Source organism: Pseudoxanthomonas sp. 134C1, assembly GCF_057773065.1.
Genome location: NZ_JBYMTH010000002.1, coordinates 115,306 through 135,643 on the forward strand (window position 1 = coordinate 115,306; position 20,338 = coordinate 135,643).

General features: G+C 67.8%; 15 protein-coding genes. 8 read left to right on the forward strand and 7 right to left on the reverse strand.

Going from position 1 to position 20,338, the window contains the following annotated elements; translation table 11 throughout:
* Window positions 1-17 precede the first annotated feature (17 nt).
* The 4 genes from AC3DEZ_RS04450 to AC3DEZ_RS04465 all read left to right on the forward strand — a co-directional run bounded on the left by AC3DEZ_RS04450 (window position 18) and on the right by AC3DEZ_RS04465 (window position 2,498).
* Complete coding sequence (locus tag AC3DEZ_RS04450; protein WP_488387156.1) at window positions 18-782, forward strand: 3-hydroxybutyrate dehydrogenase; 765 nt, start codon at window positions 18-20, stop codon at window positions 780-782.
* 127 nt (window positions 783-909) lie between these two features.
* On the forward strand, window positions 910-1,575 hold the full coding sequence (locus AC3DEZ_RS04455; protein ID WP_447101790.1) for a response regulator: 666 nt from the start codon (window positions 910-912) through the stop codon (window positions 1,573-1,575).
* 33 nt (window positions 1,576-1,608) lie between these two features.
* Window positions 1,609-2,046 carry a GNAT family N-acetyltransferase gene (locus tag AC3DEZ_RS04460; RefSeq protein WP_488387157.1) on the forward strand — a complete coding sequence of 146 codons (438 nt, stop codon included), beginning with the start codon at window positions 1,609-1,611 and terminating at the stop codon, window positions 2,044-2,046.
* An 89-nt stretch (window positions 2,047-2,135) separates the two neighbouring features.
* Window positions 2,136-2,498 carry a hypothetical protein gene (locus AC3DEZ_RS04465; RefSeq protein WP_488387158.1) on the forward strand — a complete coding sequence of 121 codons (363 nt, stop codon included), beginning with the start codon at window positions 2,136-2,138 and terminating at the stop codon, window positions 2,496-2,498.
* 27 nt (window positions 2,499-2,525) lie between these two features.
* On the opposite strand, the gene AC3DEZ_RS04470 is transcribed toward AC3DEZ_RS04465, so the two are convergent.
* From AC3DEZ_RS04470 to AC3DEZ_RS04480, 3 genes are all read right to left on the reverse strand, one after another.
* Window positions 2,526-3,014, reverse strand: a complete 489-nt coding sequence (locus AC3DEZ_RS04470; RefSeq protein WP_488387159.1) for an NUDIX hydrolase — start codon at window positions 3,012-3,014, stop codon at window positions 2,526-2,528.
* Between the two features lie 67 nt (window positions 3,015-3,081).
* On the reverse strand, window positions 3,082-6,438 hold the full coding sequence (locus tag AC3DEZ_RS04475; RefSeq protein ID WP_488387160.1) for a hybrid sensor histidine kinase/response regulator: 3,357 nt from the start codon (window positions 6,436-6,438) through the stop codon (window positions 3,082-3,084).
* Window positions 6,439-6,631: 193 nt separating this feature from the next.
* Window positions 6,632-8,851, reverse strand: coding sequence for a TonB-dependent receptor (locus tag AC3DEZ_RS04480; RefSeq protein WP_488387161.1), 2,220 nt, complete (start codon window positions 8,849-8,851; stop codon window positions 6,632-6,634).
* 190 nt (window positions 8,852-9,041) lie between these two features.
* Here AC3DEZ_RS04480 and AC3DEZ_RS04485 point away from each other — a divergent pair, with 190 nt between their 5' ends.
* The 4 genes from AC3DEZ_RS04485 (at window position 9,042) to AC3DEZ_RS04500 (ending at window position 15,298) form a co-directional block, all read left to right on the forward strand.
* A complete protein-coding gene (locus AC3DEZ_RS04485) occupies window positions 9,042-10,439 on the forward strand; it encodes a GntP family permease (RefSeq protein WP_488387162.1) in 1,398 nt (465 codons plus the stop codon).
* Between the two features lie 217 nt (window positions 10,440-10,656).
* The gene (locus tag AC3DEZ_RS04490) at window positions 10,657-12,522 is read left to right on the forward strand and encodes a DUF1800 domain-containing protein (protein WP_488387163.1); all 1,866 of its coding nucleotides are present in this window, start codon (window positions 10,657-10,659) and stop codon (window positions 12,520-12,522) included.
* Between the two features lie 9 nt (window positions 12,523-12,531).
* Entirely contained in the window at window positions 12,532-14,004 is a 1,473-nt protein-coding gene (locus AC3DEZ_RS04495; RefSeq protein ID WP_488387164.1) for a DUF1501 domain-containing protein, read from the forward strand.
* Between the two features lie 256 nt (window positions 14,005-14,260).
* On the forward strand, window positions 14,261-15,298 hold the full coding sequence (locus AC3DEZ_RS04500) for a hypothetical protein (protein ID WP_488387165.1): 1,038 nt from the start codon (window positions 14,261-14,263) through the stop codon (window positions 15,296-15,298).
* Between the two features lie 30 nt (window positions 15,299-15,328).
* Here AC3DEZ_RS04500 and AC3DEZ_RS04505 read toward each other — a convergent pair whose 3' ends face one another.
* The 4 genes from AC3DEZ_RS04505 to truB form a co-directional block, all read right to left on the reverse strand.
* Entirely contained in the window at window positions 15,329-16,474 is a 1,146-nt protein-coding gene (locus tag AC3DEZ_RS04505; protein ID WP_488387166.1) for an NAD-dependent epimerase/dehydratase family protein, read from the reverse strand.
* Between the two features lie 171 nt (window positions 16,475-16,645).
* Window positions 16,646-18,754 (reverse strand): polyribonucleotide nucleotidyltransferase, encoded by a 2,109-nt coding sequence (pnp, locus tag AC3DEZ_RS04510; RefSeq protein ID WP_447101780.1) that lies wholly within the window; start codon window positions 18,752-18,754, stop codon window positions 16,646-16,648.
* 185 nt (window positions 18,755-18,939) lie between these two features.
* Window positions 18,940-19,200, reverse strand: a complete 261-nt coding sequence (gene rpsO, locus AC3DEZ_RS04515) for a 30S ribosomal protein S15 (protein WP_183642316.1) — start codon at window positions 19,198-19,200, stop codon at window positions 18,940-18,942.
* Window positions 19,201-19,349: 149 nt separating this feature from the next.
* The gene (truB, locus tag AC3DEZ_RS04520; RefSeq protein ID WP_488387167.1) at window positions 19,350-20,297 is read right to left on the reverse strand and encodes a tRNA pseudouridine(55) synthase TruB; all 948 of its coding nucleotides are present in this window, start codon (window positions 20,295-20,297) and stop codon (window positions 19,350-19,352) included.
* Window positions 20,298-20,338 lie beyond the last annotated feature (41 nt).

The following is a 20,338-nucleotide window of genomic DNA, read 5'->3' on the forward strand; positions in this document are numbered from 1 at the left end:
CTTCCCAGGAGGCCCCCATGCAGACCCTTTCGATCCTCGTCACCGGCGCGGCCAGCGGCATCGGCGCCGGCGTCGCCATCCGTCTGGCCGAGGCCGGCCATCACCTCGTCATCAGCGATCTGGATGCGGGCGCGGCCGAAGCGGTCGCCGCCGGCATCCGCGCCAGCGGCGGTTCCGCCGAGGCGGTCGCGCTGGATGTGACCTCCGACGACAGCGTCGCCGCCGCGCTGGCCGCGATCTCCCGCCCCGTGGACGTGCTGGTCAACAACGCCGGGCTGCAGCATGTCTCGCCGCTGGAGGAGTTCCCGCTGGGCAAATGGGATTTCCTGATCCAGGTGATGCTGGTGGGCGTGGCGCGACTGACCCGCGCGGTCCTCCCTGGGATGCGCCAGCGCGGATTCGGCCGCATCGTCAACATCGGCAGCATCCACGCGCTGGTCGCCAGCCCGTACAAGAGCGCCTACGTCGCCGCCAAGCACGGATTGGTGGGTTTCTCCAAGGTCATCGCGCTGGAGACCGCCGACACCGACATCACCATCAACACGGTCTGCCCCAGCTACGTGAAGACCCCGCTGGTGGACAAGCAGATCGCCGACCAGGCGCGCACCCGCGGCCTTCCGGAAGCGGAGGTGGTCAGCCAGATCATGCTCAAGCCGATGCCCAAGGGCGTGTTCATCGAAATGGACGAACTGGCCGGCATCACCGCGTTCCTGTGCTCGCCCGCGGCCCGCAACATGACCGGACAGACGCTGGTGGTGGACGGCGGCTGGACGGTGCAGTGAAGGCCGGGATTCGGGAATCGGGAATGGAGAATCGAAAGAGCAAAGTGCTCCGCTCGCCTTGTTTCCGCGCTTGTGGCAATACGCTTCCACGAATCCCGAATCTCCATTCCCGATTCCCGGCAACCACATGCCTACCCTGCTGATCGCCGATGATCATCCGCTGTTCCGGGCCGCGCTGCGTGGCGCGGCGGCCGATGCGGTGGCGCGGATGTCGGTGCTGGAGGCCGAATCGCTGGAAGGCGTGATCGCCGCGCTGGAAACCCACGACGACGTGGATCTGGTGCTGCTGGATCTGCATATGCCCGGCAATCACGGACTGGCCGGTCTGGCCGCGATCCGCGCGCAGTTCCCGGCGGTGGCGGTCATCGTGGTTTCCGCCAACGACGACCCGCGCGTGGTCCGGCGCGCACTGGATCACGGCGCCGCCGGCTACCTGCCCAAAAGCGCGGGGCTGGAGGATCTGCGCGATGCCATCCGCAGCGTGCTGGCCTGCGAACAGTGGCTGCCGCCGGCATTGCGCGCCTCGGTGGCGCGTGCGCAGTCGTCCCGCCACGACGCCGAACTGGCCGCGCGCCTGGCCAGCCTGTCGCCGCAGCAGTTCCGGGTGCTGACACTGGTCGCCGAAGGCCTGCTCAACAAGCAGATCGCCGATCGCCTGGACGTGCAGGAACGCACCATCAAGGCGCATCTGTCGGCCATCTTCGATCGGCTGGGCGTCCGCAACCGCACCCAGGCCAGCGTGATCCTGCGCGAACTCGAACTCAGCGATCCGGCCCGTCAGATCGAAGCGTGAGACGATGACAGCGTGCCATCCCCGGATGCCCGCATGAACGCCGCTTTCGCACCCCGCGCCGCCACGCCCGACGATGCCGCCGGGATCGCCCGCCTGTCCATGCAGTTGGGCTATCCCGTCGACACCTCTTCGATGGCGAACCGGTTGCGGCAGCTACTTCCGCGCGAGGATCACTTCATCCGGGTGGTCGCCGACGGCCCGCGCCTGGTCGGCTGGCTCGCCGCCGAACAACGCCTGTTGCTGGAAACCGGCGACAGCTTCGAAATCGTGGGCCTGGTGGTGGACCGCGACGCCCATCGAGCCGGTATCGGCTCGACACTCGTCGCCACCGTCGTGGACTGGGCCCGCTCACGTGGCGGTTCGCGTCTTGTCGTGCGTTCCAACGTGGTCCGGGCGGAGTCGCATCCGTTCTATGAGCGTCTGGGGTTCACCCGCATCAAGAGTCAGCACGTCTATCGGCGGCAGCTCTAGCCGATGCGGATGCGCGGGAGGCCCGGATCCCGCCCATCGTCATTCCCGTTCCGGCAACGGCCGCAGTTCATGTTCCACGAAGGCGCGCCATGCTGAATCCCCGGATCCGCGCGGACATGGATTCCAGCTTGCGCTGGAAGGACGAAGCGTTCGATGGCCGCGAAATCCGGAAAATGGTCAAGGCGCGGGTCCTGGTCATTTTTTCGCCATCCATCTTGACAGCGCCATGGCACAAGGGCCGCGCAGGCTTATCCACATGTTTGTCGGCAAACCATCCACACGGCTTGTGGAAAACCTGCAACCTTCGTTTCACGAACGTGAAACGCAATGGTCATTTTTTCACCAACCGCTTGACAGCCTTGGCCCGCAAGGCGCGCCGGGGCTTATCCACATGTTTCTCCGGAATCGGTCCACACCGGATGTGGACAACGCGCGCGCGTCGTCGCACGTAATGCGGATGACGCGGTGCGCCGGCGTGCTCAGATGCGGGAGTAGCTCCAGGACACCATCCGTCCGTCCCGGTAAGGCATGACCCCGTGGAACCCGCGCGGATCCGCGTCGAACACCAGCGGCAGGAAATGCCGGTCGCCGTCCCACAGGGGCAGTTCGAGAATCCGCTCCACCGGCACCCATTCCAGCGCGCCTTCGGGATTGCGCTCGTGCGGCGTGCCGGAATACCGGGTGATCAGGAAGACGAATCCCAGCCAGTCCTCGCCATGCTTGCCGAAACCCGGCCAGCTGATCGTGCCGCGCAGCGACATCTCATCGCAGTCGATACCGGCTTCCTCCTGGATTTCGCGACGCATCCCTGCGACCACGTCCTCGTCCGCCTCGACTTTTCCGCCCAGGCCGTTGTACTTGCCCAGATGTTGATCATCGGGCCGCGCGTTGCGATGGATCAGCAGCACCTGCGACCGATCCGGGGACAGGACATAGCCAAGCGTGGCGACGATGGGGGTATAGGGCATGACGGGCGATCAGGCGGAAAGCCGCCATTCTAGCGCCGCACGCGCGGCCGCTTCCCCGTGCGATCACTCACGGCGCCGCCATCGCACGCCCCGCGCGCGCCGCCAGCAGGCGATCGAGTACCGACTTCAGGGCCAGCGGGCGCACCGGCTTGACCAGCAGCGACAGATCCGCCTCGCGCACGGCGTGGCGCACCGTTTCGGTCTGGTCGGCGGACAACAGCAGGCAGGGACGCGCGCCGAACCGCGCCGACAGCCGCTGCCACAACGCCACCCCGGTGTCGCCCGCGTCGAGATGGAAATCGAACAGCCAGGCATCGGCCGGCGCCTGCGCCAGTTGCCATTCCGCGCCTGCGCCATCGGCGGCGCAGGCCACCTCGCATCCCCATCCCGCCAGGGTCTGGCGCAACGCGTCGAGCGCGATCGGATCGTTGTCCACCGCCAGGATGCGCAACCCGGTCAGTCCGGTGCGCGGTCCGCCCGCGAATGCGTGCGCGATGGCCGGCGCCTGGACGCGCGCCAGTTCCACCGTGAACGCCGAGCCTTGTCCTTCGCGGCTGCGCAGGCCCAGCGGCGCCTCCAGCAACGCCGCGATGCGGTCGGCGATCGACAGGCCCAGCCCCAGGCCCTGCCCCGCCGCATCCTCGCCACGGCGGAACTCGTCGAAAATCAGCCGCCGCTCGGGTTCGCGGATGCCCGGGCCGGTATCCAGCACCTCGATGCGCAGGCGTCCCTTCGCGCCGCGCCGGACGCCCAGCAGCACGCCGCCCCGTGCGGTGTAGCGGACGGCGTTGGCGAGGAAGTTCTGCAGGATTCGCCGCAGCAGTTGCGGATCGCAGTGCACCCAGACACGCGTCGGTCGATAGCGGAAACGCAGACCGTGCTCGGCCGCCAGCACCCCGAACTCCGACGCCAGCGGTTCCAGCACCTCGGCCAGGGGGAAGTCGCGCGGCTCGGGCACCAGTCCCCCCGCTTCCAACCGCGACATGTCGAGCAGGCCGGTCAGCAGATCGGTGGTGGAATCCAGGGCGCCGCGAATCTGCCGCGCGGACTGGCGCGCGCCGTCGTCGTGCAACTGCTGCGCGAGCGCATCGGTGAACAGGTGCGCCGCATGCAACGGTTGCAACAGGTCGTGGCCAATCGCGGTGAGGAAACGGCTCTTGGCGTCGTTGGCATGTTCGGCCTCGCGTTTGGCGGTCTCCAGCAGCGCGGTGCGTTCGGCCACGCGCTGTTCCAGGGTCTCGTTGGCGCGCTTGAGATCGCGCTCGGCGTGGCGCGAGGCGGTGACGTCGGTATAGGTGGCGACGAAGCCGCCCCGCGGCATCGGGTTGCCGCGGATCTCAACAATGCTGCCGTCGGGAAACACGCGCTCGGTCAGATGCGGCGTGCCGGCGCGCATGAAGGCGATGCGCCGTTGCAGCGCGCGTTCGTCCTGGCCGCGATGCGGCATGCGCTGCAACGCCCAGCGGGTCAGGTCGGCGATCGGACGGCCGACCTGCAGCAGTTCCGGTGGAAACCCGAACATCTGCTCATAGCGGCGATTCCAGGCCACCAGCCGCTGCTCGCGATCGACCACGCTGATGCCCTGGCTCATGTTGTGCAGCGCGGCTTCCAGCACCTGCTGGTTGAAGCGCAGATCCTGCGAGGCCTCGCCGACGATGGCCGCGACGGTGTCCAGATCCCGGCTTTCGCGACGCGCCGCGTCCAGCAGCAGACGCGCCGAGGCCGAACCCAACACCGCCGAGAGTTCCCGTTCCAGCCGCGCCTCCATGGCCGCCGGCACCGGGCCGTTGCGCGGCGCGCCGGTCAGCAGTTCCTCCACCCGCTCCCGCGAGAGGAAGCGCCGGCCCGCCTCGCCCAGACTCTGCCGATCCAGATTGCGCTGGCGCTGGTGCGGCGCCTCCCGCCGCCAGGCCATCGCCAGCAAGGTGCCGATGGTGCCGACGAACAGGCTTACACCCACCGCGCGTCCCAATGGACTCCAGCCGGTCAACCCGAACATGCCCCGCGGCGACAGCCAGGCCTGCCCGAGCGGTCCCTCGCGCAGCCATTCGGGCGCGCTGCCGGACGCCGAGAGCAGGGTCGGAACCAGCAGCACCCAGGCCCATGCCAGGAAACCGGCGGCCACACCGATGATCGCCGCGCGTGGCGGCGTCTGTGGCCGCCACACCGCGAACGCCAGCACCGGCGCCAGCGTGGCCAGCGCCGAAAACGACACCGCGCCGACGTCGGCCAGCGCGTCGCTGCCGGTGACCAGCCGGCTGTACGCCCATGACAGCAGCATGATCACCGCGATCCCGGTCCGGCGCAGGGCCAGCAGCGCGCCACGCTGATCGCCGCCATCGCGGCGCGACCAGGCGCCGCGCAGCAGTCCCGGCGCGAACCAGTGGTTGCCGATCATCAGGCTGAGGGTCAGCGTGCTGACCACCACCATGCCGGTGGCCGCGCTCAGGCCGCCGAGGAAGGCGAACAGCGCCAGCCCCTCGTGGCCCTGCGAGAACGGCAGCGCCAGCGCATACATGTCCGACGGCACCGCGCCGCCCAGCAGCGCCATGCCCGCGCGCGCCAGCGGCAGACCGGGCAACGCGATCAGCACCAGATACAGCGGGAACAGCCAGCGCGCCGTGCGCACGTGGCGCTCATCGCGGCATTCGACCACCGCGACATGGAACTGGTGCGGCAGGATGAACATCGCCAGGGCGCCGAGCAGCACGAACGGCGCGAAACCGCCCGAGGGCTGCGGCGGCAACGGCGCGGCCGGCAGCTCGGGCCATTCACGCAGGCCCAGCCAGACGAACGCGCCCAGCGCCAGCATCGCCGCCAGCTTGAAGATCGATTCGAACGCCATCGCCAGCACAAGGCCGCGGTTGTGCTCGGCCGCGCTGGCCCGGCGGGTGCCGAACAGCATCGCGAACAGCGCCATCGCCAGCGCCACGTACAGGCCGCTGTCGCGCCAGAACGGCAGCGCCTGGCGGGCCTCGCCGGCCTCCAGGGTGAGTGTGGCGAAGCTCATCGCCACCGCTTTCAACTGCAACGCGATGTAGGGAATCAGGCCCAGCGCGGCGACCAGCGTGACGGTGCCGGCCAGCCAGGCGTCGCGGCCGAGCCGGGTGGCGATCAGATCCGCCAGCGAGGTGGCGTTGGTCTCGCGTGCCAGCCGCACCAGCCGCATCAGGAACGCGACCGCCAGCGCATAGAACAGGATCGCGCCCAGGAACGTCGGCGGCAGCGGCCAACCATAGCGGGCGGCCTGGGTGATGGTGCCGTAGAAGGTCCACGACGTGCAGTGGACGGCCAGCGACAGCGCGTAGATGTGTTGCCAATGGCGCGCCAGCACGGTCGGGCGCCGCTCGCCGTACAGGGCGGTGCCGAACATCAGCGCCAGCCAGGCCAGTCCGGCCAGCGCCACCACCCACAGGCTCAGCATGCGATGGTCCGGGCGGTCGCCGGAGCATCCCCGCTCCCGCCGGAACCGGCACCGGGATCGGCGCCGGTATCGACGGCGATGCCGGCAAACATTCGGCGTGGCGGAAGCGTTGGCGACATCGGCGGAGCATAACGCAGCGGCGGCGGGCTTCCGCCCGCCGCCGCCGTTTTCCCCGGGTTTGCCGCCATCCGCCTCAGAAGTCGTAGCGCGCGGTCAGCGAGTACTGGCGCGGCGGACCGTAGAAGCCGGTCAGCACGCCATAGGCGGCGATGTTGTATCCGGTGGTGCGGTATTCCTTGTCGGCCAGGTTGCTGCCCTGCAACGAGAACGACCAGGCATCGTTGGCCTTCCAGATCACGCCCGCGCTGAGCAGGCCGTAGCCGTCCTGTTTGATCAGCGGACTCAGATCAGTGGTGGGCCAGACCTCGCTCTGGTAGGCATAGCCCACCCGCGCGGACAGATTGCCGCCGTTGGCCAGATCGGTGCGGTATTCCACGTTCAGCGCGCCGGAGAACTCCGGTGCGTTGGTGAACTTCTGCTGGTCGGCGACGTTGACGCCGCGATCCATGAACTCGTCGTACTTGGCGTCCAGCCAGGCCAGGTTGCCGCTGATCAGCCAGTGCGCGGTCGGCAGCCACTGGTACTCCACTTCCAGGCCCTGCACCGTGCCCTTGCCGGCGTTGGTGAAGTCGCCGAAGAAGCTCTGCGCGCCGCCCGGCAACGTGTACGACGTGAACACCGACAACTGGATGTCCTCGTACTTGTTGTGGAAGTAGGCGAGGTTCAGGAACAGCCGCTGATCCAGCAGCGACATCTTGCTGCCGATTTCGTAGCTGTCGACCTTCTCGTCGTCGAACGGCTCGCCCGAGCGCGGCACCGCGGTGGTGTTGGCGCGGATGTTGAAACCGCCCGACTTGAAGCCGCGCGACGCCAGCCCGTAGATCATGATGTCCGGAGTGATCTGGTAGTCCAGCGAGACCTTGGGCGAGAAGTTCTTGAAGTTGACGGTCTTGTCGAAGTTGGCCGCCGTGCCCCAGGCCGTGTTGTAGTCCAGCCCGGTGTAGAAGCGGTTCAGCGCGATCGCGTGCTTGTCCTCGTCGGTATAGCGCGCACCGACATCGAGCTTGAGCCGTTCGGTCAGGTCGAAGGTCCAGTCCGCGTACACCGCGATGCTCTCGGTGTTGACCACGCCCTGGGTGTCGCCATACAGCGGATTGGTCAACGCGGGCGGCAGGAACGGGTTCCAGAAATGATTGAGCACCTGGCCGCCGGCGTCGCCGTCGAACGCGTAGATGCCCATCACACCGCGCGCGCGACCACCGCCGTCGTAATTGGCCTGGACTTCGTGGCTGACCTGGCTGTCGTTGTAGAACGCGCGCACGTCCACCAGGGTCAGCGGCGTGGTGTCGAAATCGATGTTGGTCTCGGTGTCGGATTCGCGCTTGGCGACCACGTACTTGAGCGCCCAGTCATCGTTGACCCGCCAGTTGAAGGTGGCCGAGGCGCCCTTCATGGTGGTGTCGTTGACATTGCGCATCGCGCTGCGGATGTCGTAGCGATCGGAGGTCGGCGGATACGCCGGTGCGATCGGATTGGGTGCCAGCATCCTGGCGCCGCGCACGCCGGACTGATCGTCCATCCAGTCGAACGCGAACTGCACGTCGAAGTTGTCGCCGGCATAGGCGCCCAGTTGCAGGCGAGCCGCGTTGATTTCCTTGTCGCTGACGTCCTGGTGGCTATAGGTGTTCTCGCCGTAGCCGTCGCGATTCATGCTCGCCACCGCCACCCGGCCGCGCAGACCGCTGTCGGCGCCGCCGATGGCGCCACCGATGGCCGCCTTGGCGTCGAGCTGGTTGTAGTTGCCGACCGTGATCGAGGCGAAACCCTGGGTTTCGGTCGGCAGGCCGCGCGAGACGTACTTGATGGCGCCGCCGATGGTGTTCTTGCCGTACAGCGTGCCCTGCGGGCCGCGCAGCACCTCGATGCGCTCGACATCGAACACGTCCAGCAACGCACCCTGCGGACGGGCGATGTAGACGTCATCCAGGTAGATGCCCACGCCCGGATCCACACCCCACAGCGGATCCGCCTGGCCGATGCCGCGGATGTAGGCAGTGACGGTGCTGGTCGAACCGCGCGCGGCGTAGATGGTCAGGTTCGGCACCTGCGCATCCAGATCGCCGATGTCGCGGATGTTCATCTTGTCCAGGCTTTCGGACGTGAACGCGGTGACCGCCACCGGTACATCCTGCAGGGTTTCCTCGCGCTTGCGCGCGGTCACCGTGACCGAATCGAGCGTGGTCGCGCGGCTGGCCGGCTGGCCACTGTCGGTCCCCGTGTCCTGCGCGAACGCGCAGGGTGCCGACGCCAGCAACACGGTGCCGATCGCCAGACTCAAATGCTTGCGCTTCATGGATCTCCCCTCCTCCCGGGAATGCGTGCGGCGGACGGTTGTCGCCGATGCTGGAGAAGGCTAGAGGCGGACCGGGCGGACCGGCATCGTACCTTCGTACAGTGGGCCGGCGCCGGGACGCTGTCGATACTCCCGCCACCTGCCGGCGGTTGCCGGTGATTCCACCGTCCCCGGCGCCGAGGAGCCACGGATGTCCTTTCTGATCGTACTGGCCGCGCTGTGTTTCCTGATGTTCGTGGCCTACCGGGGCTACAGCGTGATCCTGTTCGCGCCGGTCGCGGCGCTGGGCGCGGTCCTGTTGACCGACCCTTCACTGGTGGCGCCGATGTTCACCGGCCTGTTCATGGAGAAGATGGTCGGCTTCCTCAAGCTGTATTTCCCGGTGTTCCTGCTGGGCGCGGTGTTCGGCAAGCTGATCGAGATCTCGGGATTCTCCAAGGCGATTGTCGCGGGCACCATCCGTGTGGTCGGACGCCAGCGGGCGATGCTGTCGATCGTACTGGTGTGCGCGCTGCTGACCTATGGTGGAGTGTCGCTGTTCGTGGTGGTGTTCGCGGTGTATCCGTTCGCCGCCGAGATGTTCCGCCAGAGCGACATCCCCAAGCGGCTGGTGCCGGGCACCATCGCGCTGGGCGCCTTCACCTTCACCATGGACGCGCTGCCGGGCACGCCGCAGATCCAGAACATCATTCCCACCTCGTTCTTCGGCACCACCGCCTGGGCCGCACCCGCGCTCGGCACGCTCGGCGCGGTGTTCATCCTGATCCTGGGCATGGCCTATCTGGAATGGCGGCGGCGGGTGGCGCTGCGCGCGGGCGAAGGCTATGGCAGCGATCTGCGCAATGAACCCGAACCCTTCCGCGGCGATCGCCTGGCCCATCCGCTGGTCGCGGTGCTGCCACTGCTGCTGGTGGGCGTGGCCAATTTCCTGTTCACCCGCTGGATTCCCGGCTGGTACGGCGACAGCCAGTCGTTCGTGCCGGCGGTGATCGGCAATCCCGCGCCGGTGGTCCAGGAAGTGTCGAAGGTGGCCGCGATCTGGGCCGTGCAGGGCGCGCTGCTGGTCGGCATCGTGAGCGTGCTGCTGTTCGCCTGGAAACCGGTGTTCGCCAGGTTCGCCGAAGGCACGAAGAGCGCCATCGGCGGCGCGCTGCTGGCCTCGATGAATACCGCCTCCGAGTACGGCTTCGGCGCGGTCATCGCCGCCCTGCCCGGCTTCCTGGTGGTCGCCAACGCCCTGCAGGCGATTCCCAATCCGCTGGTCAACGAGGCCATCTCGGTGACCGCGCTGGCCGGCATCACCGGTTCGGCCTCCGGCGGCATGAGCATCGCGCTGGCGGCGATGGCCGACAGCTTCATCGCCAACGCCAACGCCGCGGGCATCCCGATGGACGTGCTGCATCGGGTCGCCTCGATGGCCTCGGGCGGCATGGACACGCTGCCGCACAACGGCGCGGTCATCACCCTGCTGGCGGTGACCGGACTCAGCCATCGCCAGTCCTACAAGGACATCTTCGCCATCACCCTGATCAAGACGATGGCGGTGTTCTTCATCATCGCCCTGTTCTACCTGACCGGCTGGGTCTGAGCCGGCCGGACGGCAGCCGTTCGTTCCCGGCCCGGCGGGGGCGCGGCGCACGGGGATACCCGCGCGCGCGCCCGGAGGAAACCGGACCGCGGCGCGTTTTCATCCACGCCTTCGAGCAGCGCGCCACGCCGGCGTGCCGGCCTGTGCGCGCGGTCGCAGTCGCGTTCGCCCCGCTTGCCGAATACTGGCGGTGATTCCGGGGAAACCAGCCATCACGATGACACGCCGAACCCTCATGGTCCGCCGGACCCAGTTCCGTACCCGCGCCCCGTTGGCCTCGCAGCGCGGCCGCTGGTCGGCCCCATCCGGCGATTCCGGCGGCGTCGATGCCATGCCCACCGCCGAATCGCTGCGCGCATCCGTGCGCCAGCGCCATCGGCGGTTGTACGGTTTGCGGGGCGGAGAACGCGCCGTGCTGCCGACGGGGGGTGAACGCGATCAGGCGCGGACCGGGCAGGTCGCGCAGGACATGAGCGAGCCCCGGCTGCTGACCCTGCCAACGCCGCCGTTCGCGGTCCGGATGCTGAACCGGCTCAGCTACGGCGCCACCCCGACGACGCTGGCCGAATTCAACGCGCTGGGCGGCAACGACCGCCAGCGCCTGGCCAACTACGTCGACTGGCAGCTGGACTGGAACGCGATCGACGACAGCGCGGTGGACAACCGGCTCGCCAGCGCGGGCTACACCACCCTGGGCAAGTCCCTGCCGCAGCTGTGGGCCGATCACGTCGCGCCCGATCCCGACTACGCGATCCGCATGCGCCCGGCCAACGAGGTACAGCGCGCCGCGTTCGTCCGCGCGGTGTACTCGCGCCGCCAGCTGCGCGAGCTGCTGGTCAATTTCTGGCATGACCACTTCAACGTGCTGGTCACCGAATTCAGCGCGGGTCCGCTGTTCCCGCACTACACCCGCGACGTGATCCGGGCCAACGCGAAGGGCAACTTCCGCACCCTGCTGGAGGCCGTCGCCACCAGTACCTCGATGCTGTACTTCCTGGACAACATCAACAATTCGCGCTCCGGCCCCAACGAGAACTGGGCGCGCGAGCTGCTGGAGCTGCATACCCTGGGCGCGGAGAACTATCTGGGCTTCACCGATCCGTTCGAAGTGCCCCCCTGCCCCGAGGATCCGTCCTACCCGATCGGCTACACCGACATCGACGTCTACGAGACCGCCGCCGCGTTCACCGGCTGGTCGGCCAGGAACGGGCATTGGGAATTCCCCAGCGAGAATGACGGCAGCTTCGTCTACCGGCAGTCCTGGCACGATGCGGGCCCCAAGTTCCTGCTCGGGCGCATGTTGTACCCGGAACAGCCGGCGATGAAGGACGGGCGCGACGTGCTGGACCGGCTGGCCAGCCATCCACGGGTGGCGAAGTTCATCTGCCGCAAGTTAATCCGCCGTTTCGTCACCGACACGCCGCGACAGGCGCTGGTCGACAGCGCCGCCGCATTGTTCCGGGCCAACTGGCAACGCCCGGATCAGATCGAGATCGTGTTGCGCCATATCCTCAATTCCGAGGACTTCATCAACAGCTGGGGCTGGAAGAACCGGCGTCCGTTCGATGCGGCCGTGGCGGCCATGCGCGTGCTGGAACAGGACTGGACGCTGCGGGTGGGCCACGACAAGAGCGACGAATTCATGTGGCGGATGGGCTTCACCGGCCACCTGCCCTACAACTGGGCCGCGCCCAATGGTTATCCGGACACGGGAGTCGCCTGGTCCGGCGCGAACTCGCTGGCGATGACCTGGAAACTGTTGAACTGGCTCACCGAAACCAGCGAGACCGGGGTGCCGTTGAGTCCCATCGTGGCCGCCACCCGCGGCGGTGTTCCCGCCTCGCAATGGACCGCCAACACGCTGGTGACGTTCTGGTGCGACCGCCTGCTGGGCTACCAGCCCGAGCCGGCGCGCCGGCAGGTACTGATCAACTTCATGGCCCAGAACGGCGATCCGGCGAGCTATGTGATCACCGATACCGACGCGTGGGCCGTCAACGATCTGAAGCGCCACTACAACCATCAGCGCCTGCGCAGCCTGGTCTCGCTGATCCTGATGTCTCCCGAATTCATGGCCCGCTGAGGTGACCGCATGAGCCGATTCACCCTGACCCGCCGTGAATTCGTGAAAGGCTGCTGCGGCGCCGCCGTGGTGGGCGCCACCGGTTCGATCCTCGCCTTTTCCGAGGACGCGAACGCCGCCGCCAACGCCTACGACACGGTCGTGCATCTGTTCCTGCGCGGTGGCATGGACGGCCTCAACCTGGTCGTGCCGATCAGCGGCGACGACCGCGGCTTCTACGAGCAGGCGCGGCCGGATCTGTCGATTCCGATCAGCGGCGCCTACGCGGCGCTGCCATTGACCCTGGCCGGCGGCGCCGGCACCGGATTCGGGCTGCACCCGTCCGCGACCGGGCTGCGCGATCTCTGGGACAGCGGCCACCTCGGCATCGTGCATGCGGCCGGCATGGCGACTTCGGTCACCCGCAGCCATTTCGATGCGCAGCTGTCGATCGATCTCGGAACACCCGGCAAGTTCGGCACCGGCAGCGGCTGGATGACCCGCGCCTGGGACACCCGGCCCGCCGCCACGCCGGCCGCCGCGCTGCCCGCGCTCGGTATCGGCACCACCCAGCCGGCCGGCCTGCTCGGCTCCACCGCCGCGCTGACCATGGGCAGTGCGGGCGACTTCCGGCTCAACGCCGGCGCCTATGCCTGGCAGGAACGACGCGCCGATTCACCGGCCGGGTTCCGCGGCGTCAACGAAACCCTCGCCGATCTGTGGAGCGGACGCACCGGCCTGCAACTGGGCGGACAGCGCGCCGATGCCTCGCTGCGCCTGATCGCCCAGCAGAGTTACGGCACTCCGCCCGCGGGCTGGCCCGCCGGCACGTTCGCGCAGCAGTTGTGGACGATCGCGCAGTCGATCCGGTTCAACCTCGGCCTCCGCTACGCCACGCTCGATCTCGGTGGCTGGGACACCCACGAGGGCCAGGGAACCGCCGGCAGCGGCTACCACTACTACCAGAACAAGATCGCGGAACTGTCCTCGGCGTTGCAGGCGTTCTTCAACGAACTCAATGCCGGCGGCGAGATGGCGCGGGTCACCGTGGTGGTGCAATCGGAATTCGGCCGGCGGGTGCGCGCGAATGCCAATGGCGGCACCGACCATGGCTACGGCAATCCGCTGCTGGTGCTGGGCGGCCCGGTCAACGGGCGCCGCTTCTACGGCAATTGGCCCGGCCTGAACCCGGAAACCCTGTCGCCGACGTTCGGCGATGTGCCGGTGACCACCGACTACCGGCGGGTGATCTCGGAAATCCTGATCCGGCGGATGGGCAACGCCAACCTGTCGCAGGTGTTTCCCGGTTATGCCGGCTACGCGCCGCTGGGCATCGTGCAGGGCAGCGATCTCGCGGTGACGGCCGCCGCGGTCGCGCTGCCGGGCCTCACCGCTTCGAGCCCGCTTCCGTCACCAGACACGGCCGTCGAAACGGGAACCGCCGCTCCGGACTGGCAGCGTCGCGGTCCGGTCGATCGACTCATGACCCGCCGGGAGCGCTAGGCATCCATCCGTCACGGCTCCGGCTTGAAACAGGGGAGCACTCCGCAAGGCGAGCCTGACGCGATCGGAATGTGGAGGTTTCCCGTGCGACGTCCGTGCGGATGGCGGAACCCGGAGCGCGTCGCATCCGCAGGGTTGGCGATCGGATTCGCCTGATTGACGCGGAGTGGACCCCGAATACCGCACCGGCATGCGCGGATGCACGGCGCGGTTCCCATGCAATGATGTGCCGATGCTTCAAAGGAGAACCGGCACGATGCCTGGCAGACGGTGGGGAGGGTTCGCGTTGATCCTGTTGCTGCTTCCGGTGGCCGCCTATCTGGGCTGGCGGCAGGGTCGCGCCACCGTGGTCGCCTCCAGCGACATCCCGCTCCCCGCCGCGAACAGTGCGCCCGAAACCCCGGTGGCGCGGCGCTTCGCCGGTCCCGCTTCCGCATCGCCACTGCCCTCCCTGCAGACGCCCCTGCGGGACGCGCTGCCGCTGCTGCGACAACGCGCGGACGCAGGCGAGCCCGCCGCGGCATGCCGGCTCGCCGCCGAGATGGAGTACTGCAACCAGATCCGTCATCGATTGATGGCGGCGTCGGAAGCCCTGCAGGAACAGGAAACACTCAAACGCAATCCCGCTTCCGGACTGCCGCCCGACGCCTTGCAGAACATGCGCGAGATGATGGCCGCCAACAGCGAGCGTCTGCTCAAGGAAAGCGAGCATTGCGAAGGCGTGCCGCCGGCGACGGCCGCCGAACGCATTCACTACTGGCGGCAGGCCGCGCTGGGAGGAAGCACACCGGCACTGCGCCACTACGCCGTCGGCAATGCGTTCCGGCTCAACGAAACACTCGACAATCTGGATGCCCTGGCCGTCTATCGACGCGAAGCCGAAGCCATGGCGTGGCGGGGCGCATCCGCGGGCGATCTGCAGACGTCGCTGGCGCTCGCCTCCGCCCTTTCGCCACGCCGCAACGAGTTTCGCCGGTACTTCCTGGCCCAGGCGGTGCGACCCGACGAGGTCAAGGCGCTCGCGCTCTATCTGCACCTGGAGCGGCAATTGGGCGACGCGCCCGCCGCGATGGGTCCATTGCGCGAGCAGGTGGCGCAGCAGGTGGGCGAACTGTCGGCGACCCTGGCGCCCGACGCGCGCTCACGCGCGCGGGAACTGGCCGCCGGTTACGCCCGCGAATGGACACGCCATTCATGGGCACCCGGGTCTTCCTCCCCGTTGGGCATGCAGGGAGGAACCCCCGATGCGGCACGCACCGAATGCGCGGCTCCCGCAGGCGGCCCGGCTGGCTGACTCGGCCGCGGACGGGAGCCGACACGGGCATCATCCCTGCTGTGCGTGCCAGACCTTCAACAGTTCGGTTTCCTTCTCGCGGCTGACACCCGCGCGCAGTTTGGCCTGGCGTTCGGCCGGCTGGCTGCGGAACCAGGTCATCAGATCGGTGATGGTGGTGTCCAGCGGACGATAGCTCAGGCCGGCCGCCACCGCGCGGGCGTTGCTCACCGCGCCATAGCCGGCATAGGGACCGCTCTTGGCCGATACCCAGATCGGAAACTCCTCGGCCTTCTGCGCTTCCAGGAATTCGGGCGTCACATGCGTGTAGGTGGGTTTGCCGCCGGTCGACTTCGCGCAAGCCTGCAGCATCGCATCCATCGGCAGCAGGTCCTTCGGGCCGACCGCGTTGAACACGCCATAGGTGCGCGCCTCGGCCAGTCGGATCATCCACTCGCCCAGATCGCGCCCGTCGATGACCTGCACCGGATCCTTGCCATCGCCCGGCACCAGCACCTCGCCGCCCTCGGCGACACGATGCGGCCAATAAGTGAAGCGATCGGTTTCGTCGCGCGGACCGACGATGTAACCCGGGCGCACGATGGTCACCCGTTCGCCGAACTGCTTGTGCGCCTCGGCCTCGCTGAGCGCCTTGAGCGGGCCGTACAGGCCCTCGATGTCGGCGCGCAGCGACTCCTGCGTTTCCGCCATCGCGTCCTTGCCCTTGTACTGCGCCAGCGCGTCACCCTCGCTGATGCCGGGTTTGCTGCCATCGGCATAGACCGAAATCGTGGAGATGAAGAGGTAGTGGCCGACATTGCCCTTCAACACCTTGCCCGCGTCACGGACCCAGAACGGCAGACTGGTCGGATTGTCGATGCAGACGTCCCACTTGCGTCCCTCCAGCGCCTTCAGGTCGCCGGTGTTGCGGTCACCGTGCAACTGCTCGACTTCGCCCGGCCATTCCGGCGAGGGCCGCTTGCCGCGATTGAACAGGGTGATCCTGTGGCCGCGCTCCAGCGCGTAGGCGACCTGGAACGGCCCGGTGAAGCCGGTGCCGCCGAGGATGAGGATGTTCAACGGCTTGGCGGCCTTGCCGACCTTGCCGGATTGGCCGGCGGCCCAGGCAAGCGAGGGCATCGCGGCGGTGGCGGCGGCGAGCGCACTGAGTTTGAGCAGATCACGGCGGCTGGTCATGGATGGCTCCAGGGTGGTGGTGTGGCCAGGGGAAGCCGCACTAATACCACCCGCCACCCTCGCCGCGCCTATGGCGAAAGTCGGGGCCGGTTTGCCGCGCTGCGGCATGACGGGCAAACAAAAAGCGGGCCGAAGCCCGCTTTCTGCTGTCCGTGAAGGGAAAGGACCGGCTTATTCGGCCGGCACGCCCTCGCCTTCCTCGACGGCCTTGATCGACAGGCGGATGCGGCCCTGCTTGTCGACTTCCAGCACCTTGACCTTGACCACGTCGCCTTCCTTCAGCTTGTCGCTGACCTTCTCCACGCGCTCGCTGGAGATCTGCGAGACGTGCACCAGGCCGTCCTTGCCCGGCAGGATGGTGACGAACGCACCGAAGTCCATGATCTTGGCGACCTTGCCTTCGTAGATGCGGCCCGGCTCGACGTCCGAGGTGATCTGCTCGATGCGGGCCTTGGCGGCCTGCGCGGCGGCGGCGTTGACCGAGGCGATGACGATGGTGCCGTCGTCCTGGATGTCGATCTGGGTGCCGGTTTCCTTGGTGATGCCCTGGATGGTGGCGCCACCCTTGCCGATCACTTCGCGGATCTTGTCCGGGTGGATCTTGATGGTCAGCAGACGCGGCGCGTAGTCGCTCAGCTCGGCGCGCGGGTTGGTGATGGCCGAGGCCATCTCGCCCAGAATGTGCAGACGGCCGGCCTTGGCCTGCTGCAGCGCCTGCTTCATGATTTCCTCGGTGATGCCTTCGATCTTGATGTCCATCTGCAGCGCGGACACGCCATCGGCGGTACCGGCCACCTTGAAGTCCATGTCGCCCAGGTGATCTTCGTCACCCAGGATGTCCGACAGCACGACGAAGTTCTCGCCTTCCTTCACCAGGCCCATCGCGATGCCCGCGACCGGCGCCTTCACCGGCACGCCGGCATCCATCAGCGCCAGCGAGCTGCCGCAGACCGAGGCCATCGACGAGGAGCCGTTGGATTCGGTGATTTCCGACACCACGCGGATGGTGTACGGGAATTCCTCGATGGTCGGCATCACCGCCAGCACGCCACGCTTGGCCAGGCGGCCGTGGCCGATTTCACGACGCTTCGGCGCGCCGAAACGGCCGCACTCGCCCACCGAGAACGGAGGGAAGTTGTAGTGGAACAGGAAGTTTTCCTTGTACTCGCCACTGACCGCATCGATGATCTGGCCATCGCGGGCGGTACCGAGGGTGGCGACCACGATCGCCTGGGTCTCGCCACGGGTGAACAGCGAGGAGCCGTGGGTGCGCGGCAGCACGCTCACCTTGGAGGCGATCGGGCGGACGGTGTCCAGCGCGCGGCCATCGATGCGGACCTTGGTGGCCAGCACGGAGTCGCGCATGGTGCGGTATTCCAGCTCGCCGAATTCCTTCGACAGCTCGGCGCCGCTCCAGCCTTCGGCCTCGACGCGGCCGGCCAGCCGCTCCACCACGTCCTTCTTGATCGCGGCGATGGCGTCGCGGCGCTGCAGCTTGTCGCGGACCTGGAACGCTTCGGCCAGCTGAGTGCCGATGGCTTCCTTCAGTGCCGAGATCAGCGCGGTGTTCTTGACCGGGGCGGTCCACTCGGACGGCTTGGTGCCGGCTTCGACGGTCAGCTCGTTGATCGCGTTGATGACCTTCTGCATCTCGCGGTGGCCGAACATCACCGCGCCCAGCATCACGTCCTCGGACAGGATGGCGGCTTCGGATTCGACCATCAGCACCGCGTTGGCGGTACCGGCGACGACCAGCTCCAGCTGCGATTCCTTCAGCTCGCTGGCGGTCGGGTTGAGGATGTACTCACCGTTCTTGTAACCGACCTTGGCGGCGCCGATCGGACCCATGAACGGGGTGCCGGCGAGGGCCAGTGCGGCGGAGGCGCCGATCAGGGCCGGGATGTCACCGTCGACTTCCGGGTTCAGCGACATCACCGTGGCGATGATCTGGACTTCGTTCTTGTAGTCTTCCGGAAACAGCGGGCGAATCGGGCGATCGATCAGGCGCGAGATCAGGGTTTCCTTCTCGGTCGCGCGGCCTTCGCGCTTGAAGAAGCCACCCGGGATGCGGCCGCCGGCGTAGAACTTCTCCTGGTAGTCGACCGTCAGCGGGAAGAAGTCCTGGCCTTCACGGGCGGACTTGGCGGCGACGGCGCTGACCAGCAGTACGGTGTCGTCCATCTTGACGATGACGGCGCCGCTGGCCTGGCGGGCGATTTCGCCGGTCTCCAGGGTGACGGTGTGCTTGCCGTACTGGAAGGTTTTGGTGATTTTTGCCACGTGGTTTCCTTGAATATTGCCTGTTCGGATTCTGGGCCGCCCGCGGCCCTTGCCGTCGGCGGTTGGCCGGAGTATCCGGCCGGGGTCTTGCGGGGAAGGCACATGCCGTTCAGGGGCACGCCGCGAGGTTTCCTTCCCTCAAATGCAAACCGCGGCGCATTGCTGCGCCGCGGTGGGGTATTACATCAACGACGCAGACCAAGCTTTTCGATCAGGCTCTTGTAGCGCTCGTTGTCTTTCTTCTTCAGGTAGTCGAGCAGGCTGCGGCGGCGGTTGACCAGCTGCAGCAGACCGCGACGGCTGTGGTGATCCTTCTTGTGGACCTTGAAGTGGCCGCTCAGCTGCTCGATGCGGGCGGTCAGCAGGGCGACCTGCACTTCCGGCGAACCGGTGTCGGCGGCGCCGCGCTTGTTTTCTTCAATGATCTTCTGGGTATCGATGGACATGCTGTTTTCTCTGGAGATGCGAGGCCTGCAGGAACGCCGGGAGATACCGGAGTAGACCGGAGCACCGCGTGGCTCGCCGTGAACGAAAGGAAATACCGGTGCAAAACCGGCGGCGTAGTGTAGCCGCCGAAGCCTTTTGAAACAAGGTTTTAATGTTTGGGCCGCGCCGCGGCCGGCGTGTTGAGGACCGCCCAGCTGAACAGACGCTGGGGCACCAGCACCCCCTCGCCGTCCACGCTGCCCAGGCCCAGCACCCGCCCATCGGGTCCGTACACGGCCACCATCCCCGTCGGCTCGCCCTGCCCGCGCAGGCGCTGCCCCATGCCGAAACGGCGGACGCCGTCGGCATCCAGGTCGCGGCGGGGAAAGCCCGCCAGGCCCGCCTCGACCGGCAGCAGAGCGGCCAGCAGGGCCTCGTCGCCCTGCCCGGCCAGCGCGTCCAGCGCCTCCAGGGTGTACATGCGCGGGGCCAGGAACGGTTCCACCCACAGGCGGCGCAGTTCGGCCACGTGGGCGCCGCATCCCAGCGTCTCGCCGAGATCGCGGACCAGGCTGCGCACGTAGGTGCCGGAGCCACACTCCACCCGCAGGCGGATCCGGTCGCGCCCGACGGCCAGCACCTCGATGGCATGGACCTCGACCCCGCGCTCCGGCGCCTCGATGGCCTCGCCCCGCCGGGCCTTGGCGTACAGCGGCTCGCCGCCCTGCTTGAGCGCCGAATAGATCGGCGCGCGCTGGCGGATGTGCCCGCGCAGCGGCGCCAACGCGGTTTCCAGCTCGGCGGGCGCCAGCGCCGGTACCGCCCGCTCGCGCAGGACCGCGCCATCGGCGTCATCGCTGTCGGTGGTCACGCCCAGCACCGCGGTGGTCTCGTAGGCCTTGCGCGAACCCAGCAGCAGGCCGGCGATCTTGGTGGCCTCGCCGAAGCACAGCGGCAGCAGGCCGGTGGCGAGCGGGTCGAGGCTGCCGGTGTGGCCGCCCTTCTCCGCGCGGAACAGGCGACGCGCGGCCTGCAGGGCGGCGTTGGAGCTGAGGCCCTGCGGCTTGTCCAGCAGCAGCAGCCCATCCAGCGGACGGAAGCGAATCTTCGGGGGCATCCCTCTCCGGGTTCCTTTCAGAGTCATCGGGCACGGCCAGC

Coding starts and splice junctions, on each gene's coding strand:
- AC3DEZ_RS04500 (WP_488387165.1), top strand. CDS start 14,261: ATGCCTGGCAGACGGTGGGGAGGGTTCGCGTTGATCCTGTTGCTGCTT.
- AC3DEZ_RS04505 (WP_488387166.1), bottom strand. CDS start 16,474: ATGACCAGCCGCCGTGATCTGCTCAAACTCAGTGCGCTCGCCGCCGCC.
- AC3DEZ_RS04475 (WP_488387160.1), bottom strand. CDS start 6,438: ATGCTGAGCCTGTGGGTGGTGGCGCTGGCCGGACTGGCCTGGCTGGCG.
- truB (WP_488387167.1), bottom strand. CDS start 20,297: ATGCCCCCGAAGATTCGCTTCCGTCCGCTGGATGGGCTGCTGCTGCTG.
- AC3DEZ_RS04485 (WP_488387162.1), top strand. CDS start 9,042: ATGTCCTTTCTGATCGTACTGGCCGCGCTGTGTTTCCTGATGTTCGTG.
- rpsO (WP_183642316.1), bottom strand. CDS start 19,200: ATGTCCATCGATACCCAGAAGATCATTGAAGAAAACAAGCGCGGCGCC.
- AC3DEZ_RS04495 (WP_488387164.1), top strand. CDS start 12,532: ATGAGCCGATTCACCCTGACCCGCCGTGAATTCGTGAAAGGCTGCTGC.
- AC3DEZ_RS04490 (WP_488387163.1), top strand. CDS start 10,657: ATGACACGCCGAACCCTCATGGTCCGCCGGACCCAGTTCCGTACCCGC.
- AC3DEZ_RS04460 (WP_488387157.1), top strand. CDS start 1,609: ATGAACGCCGCTTTCGCACCCCGCGCCGCCACGCCCGACGATGCCGCC.
- AC3DEZ_RS04455 (WP_447101790.1), top strand. CDS start 910: ATGCCTACCCTGCTGATCGCCGATGATCATCCGCTGTTCCGGGCCGCG.
- AC3DEZ_RS04465 (WP_488387158.1), top strand. CDS start 2,136: ATGCTGAATCCCCGGATCCGCGCGGACATGGATTCCAGCTTGCGCTGG.
- AC3DEZ_RS04450 (WP_488387156.1), top strand. CDS start 18: ATGCAGACCCTTTCGATCCTCGTCACCGGCGCGGCCAGCGGCATCGGC.
- AC3DEZ_RS04470 (WP_488387159.1), bottom strand. CDS start 3,014: ATGCCCTATACCCCCATCGTCGCCACGCTTGGCTATGTCCTGTCCCCG.
- AC3DEZ_RS04480 (WP_488387161.1), bottom strand. CDS start 8,851: ATGAAGCGCAAGCATTTGAGTCTGGCGATCGGCACCGTGTTGCTGGCG.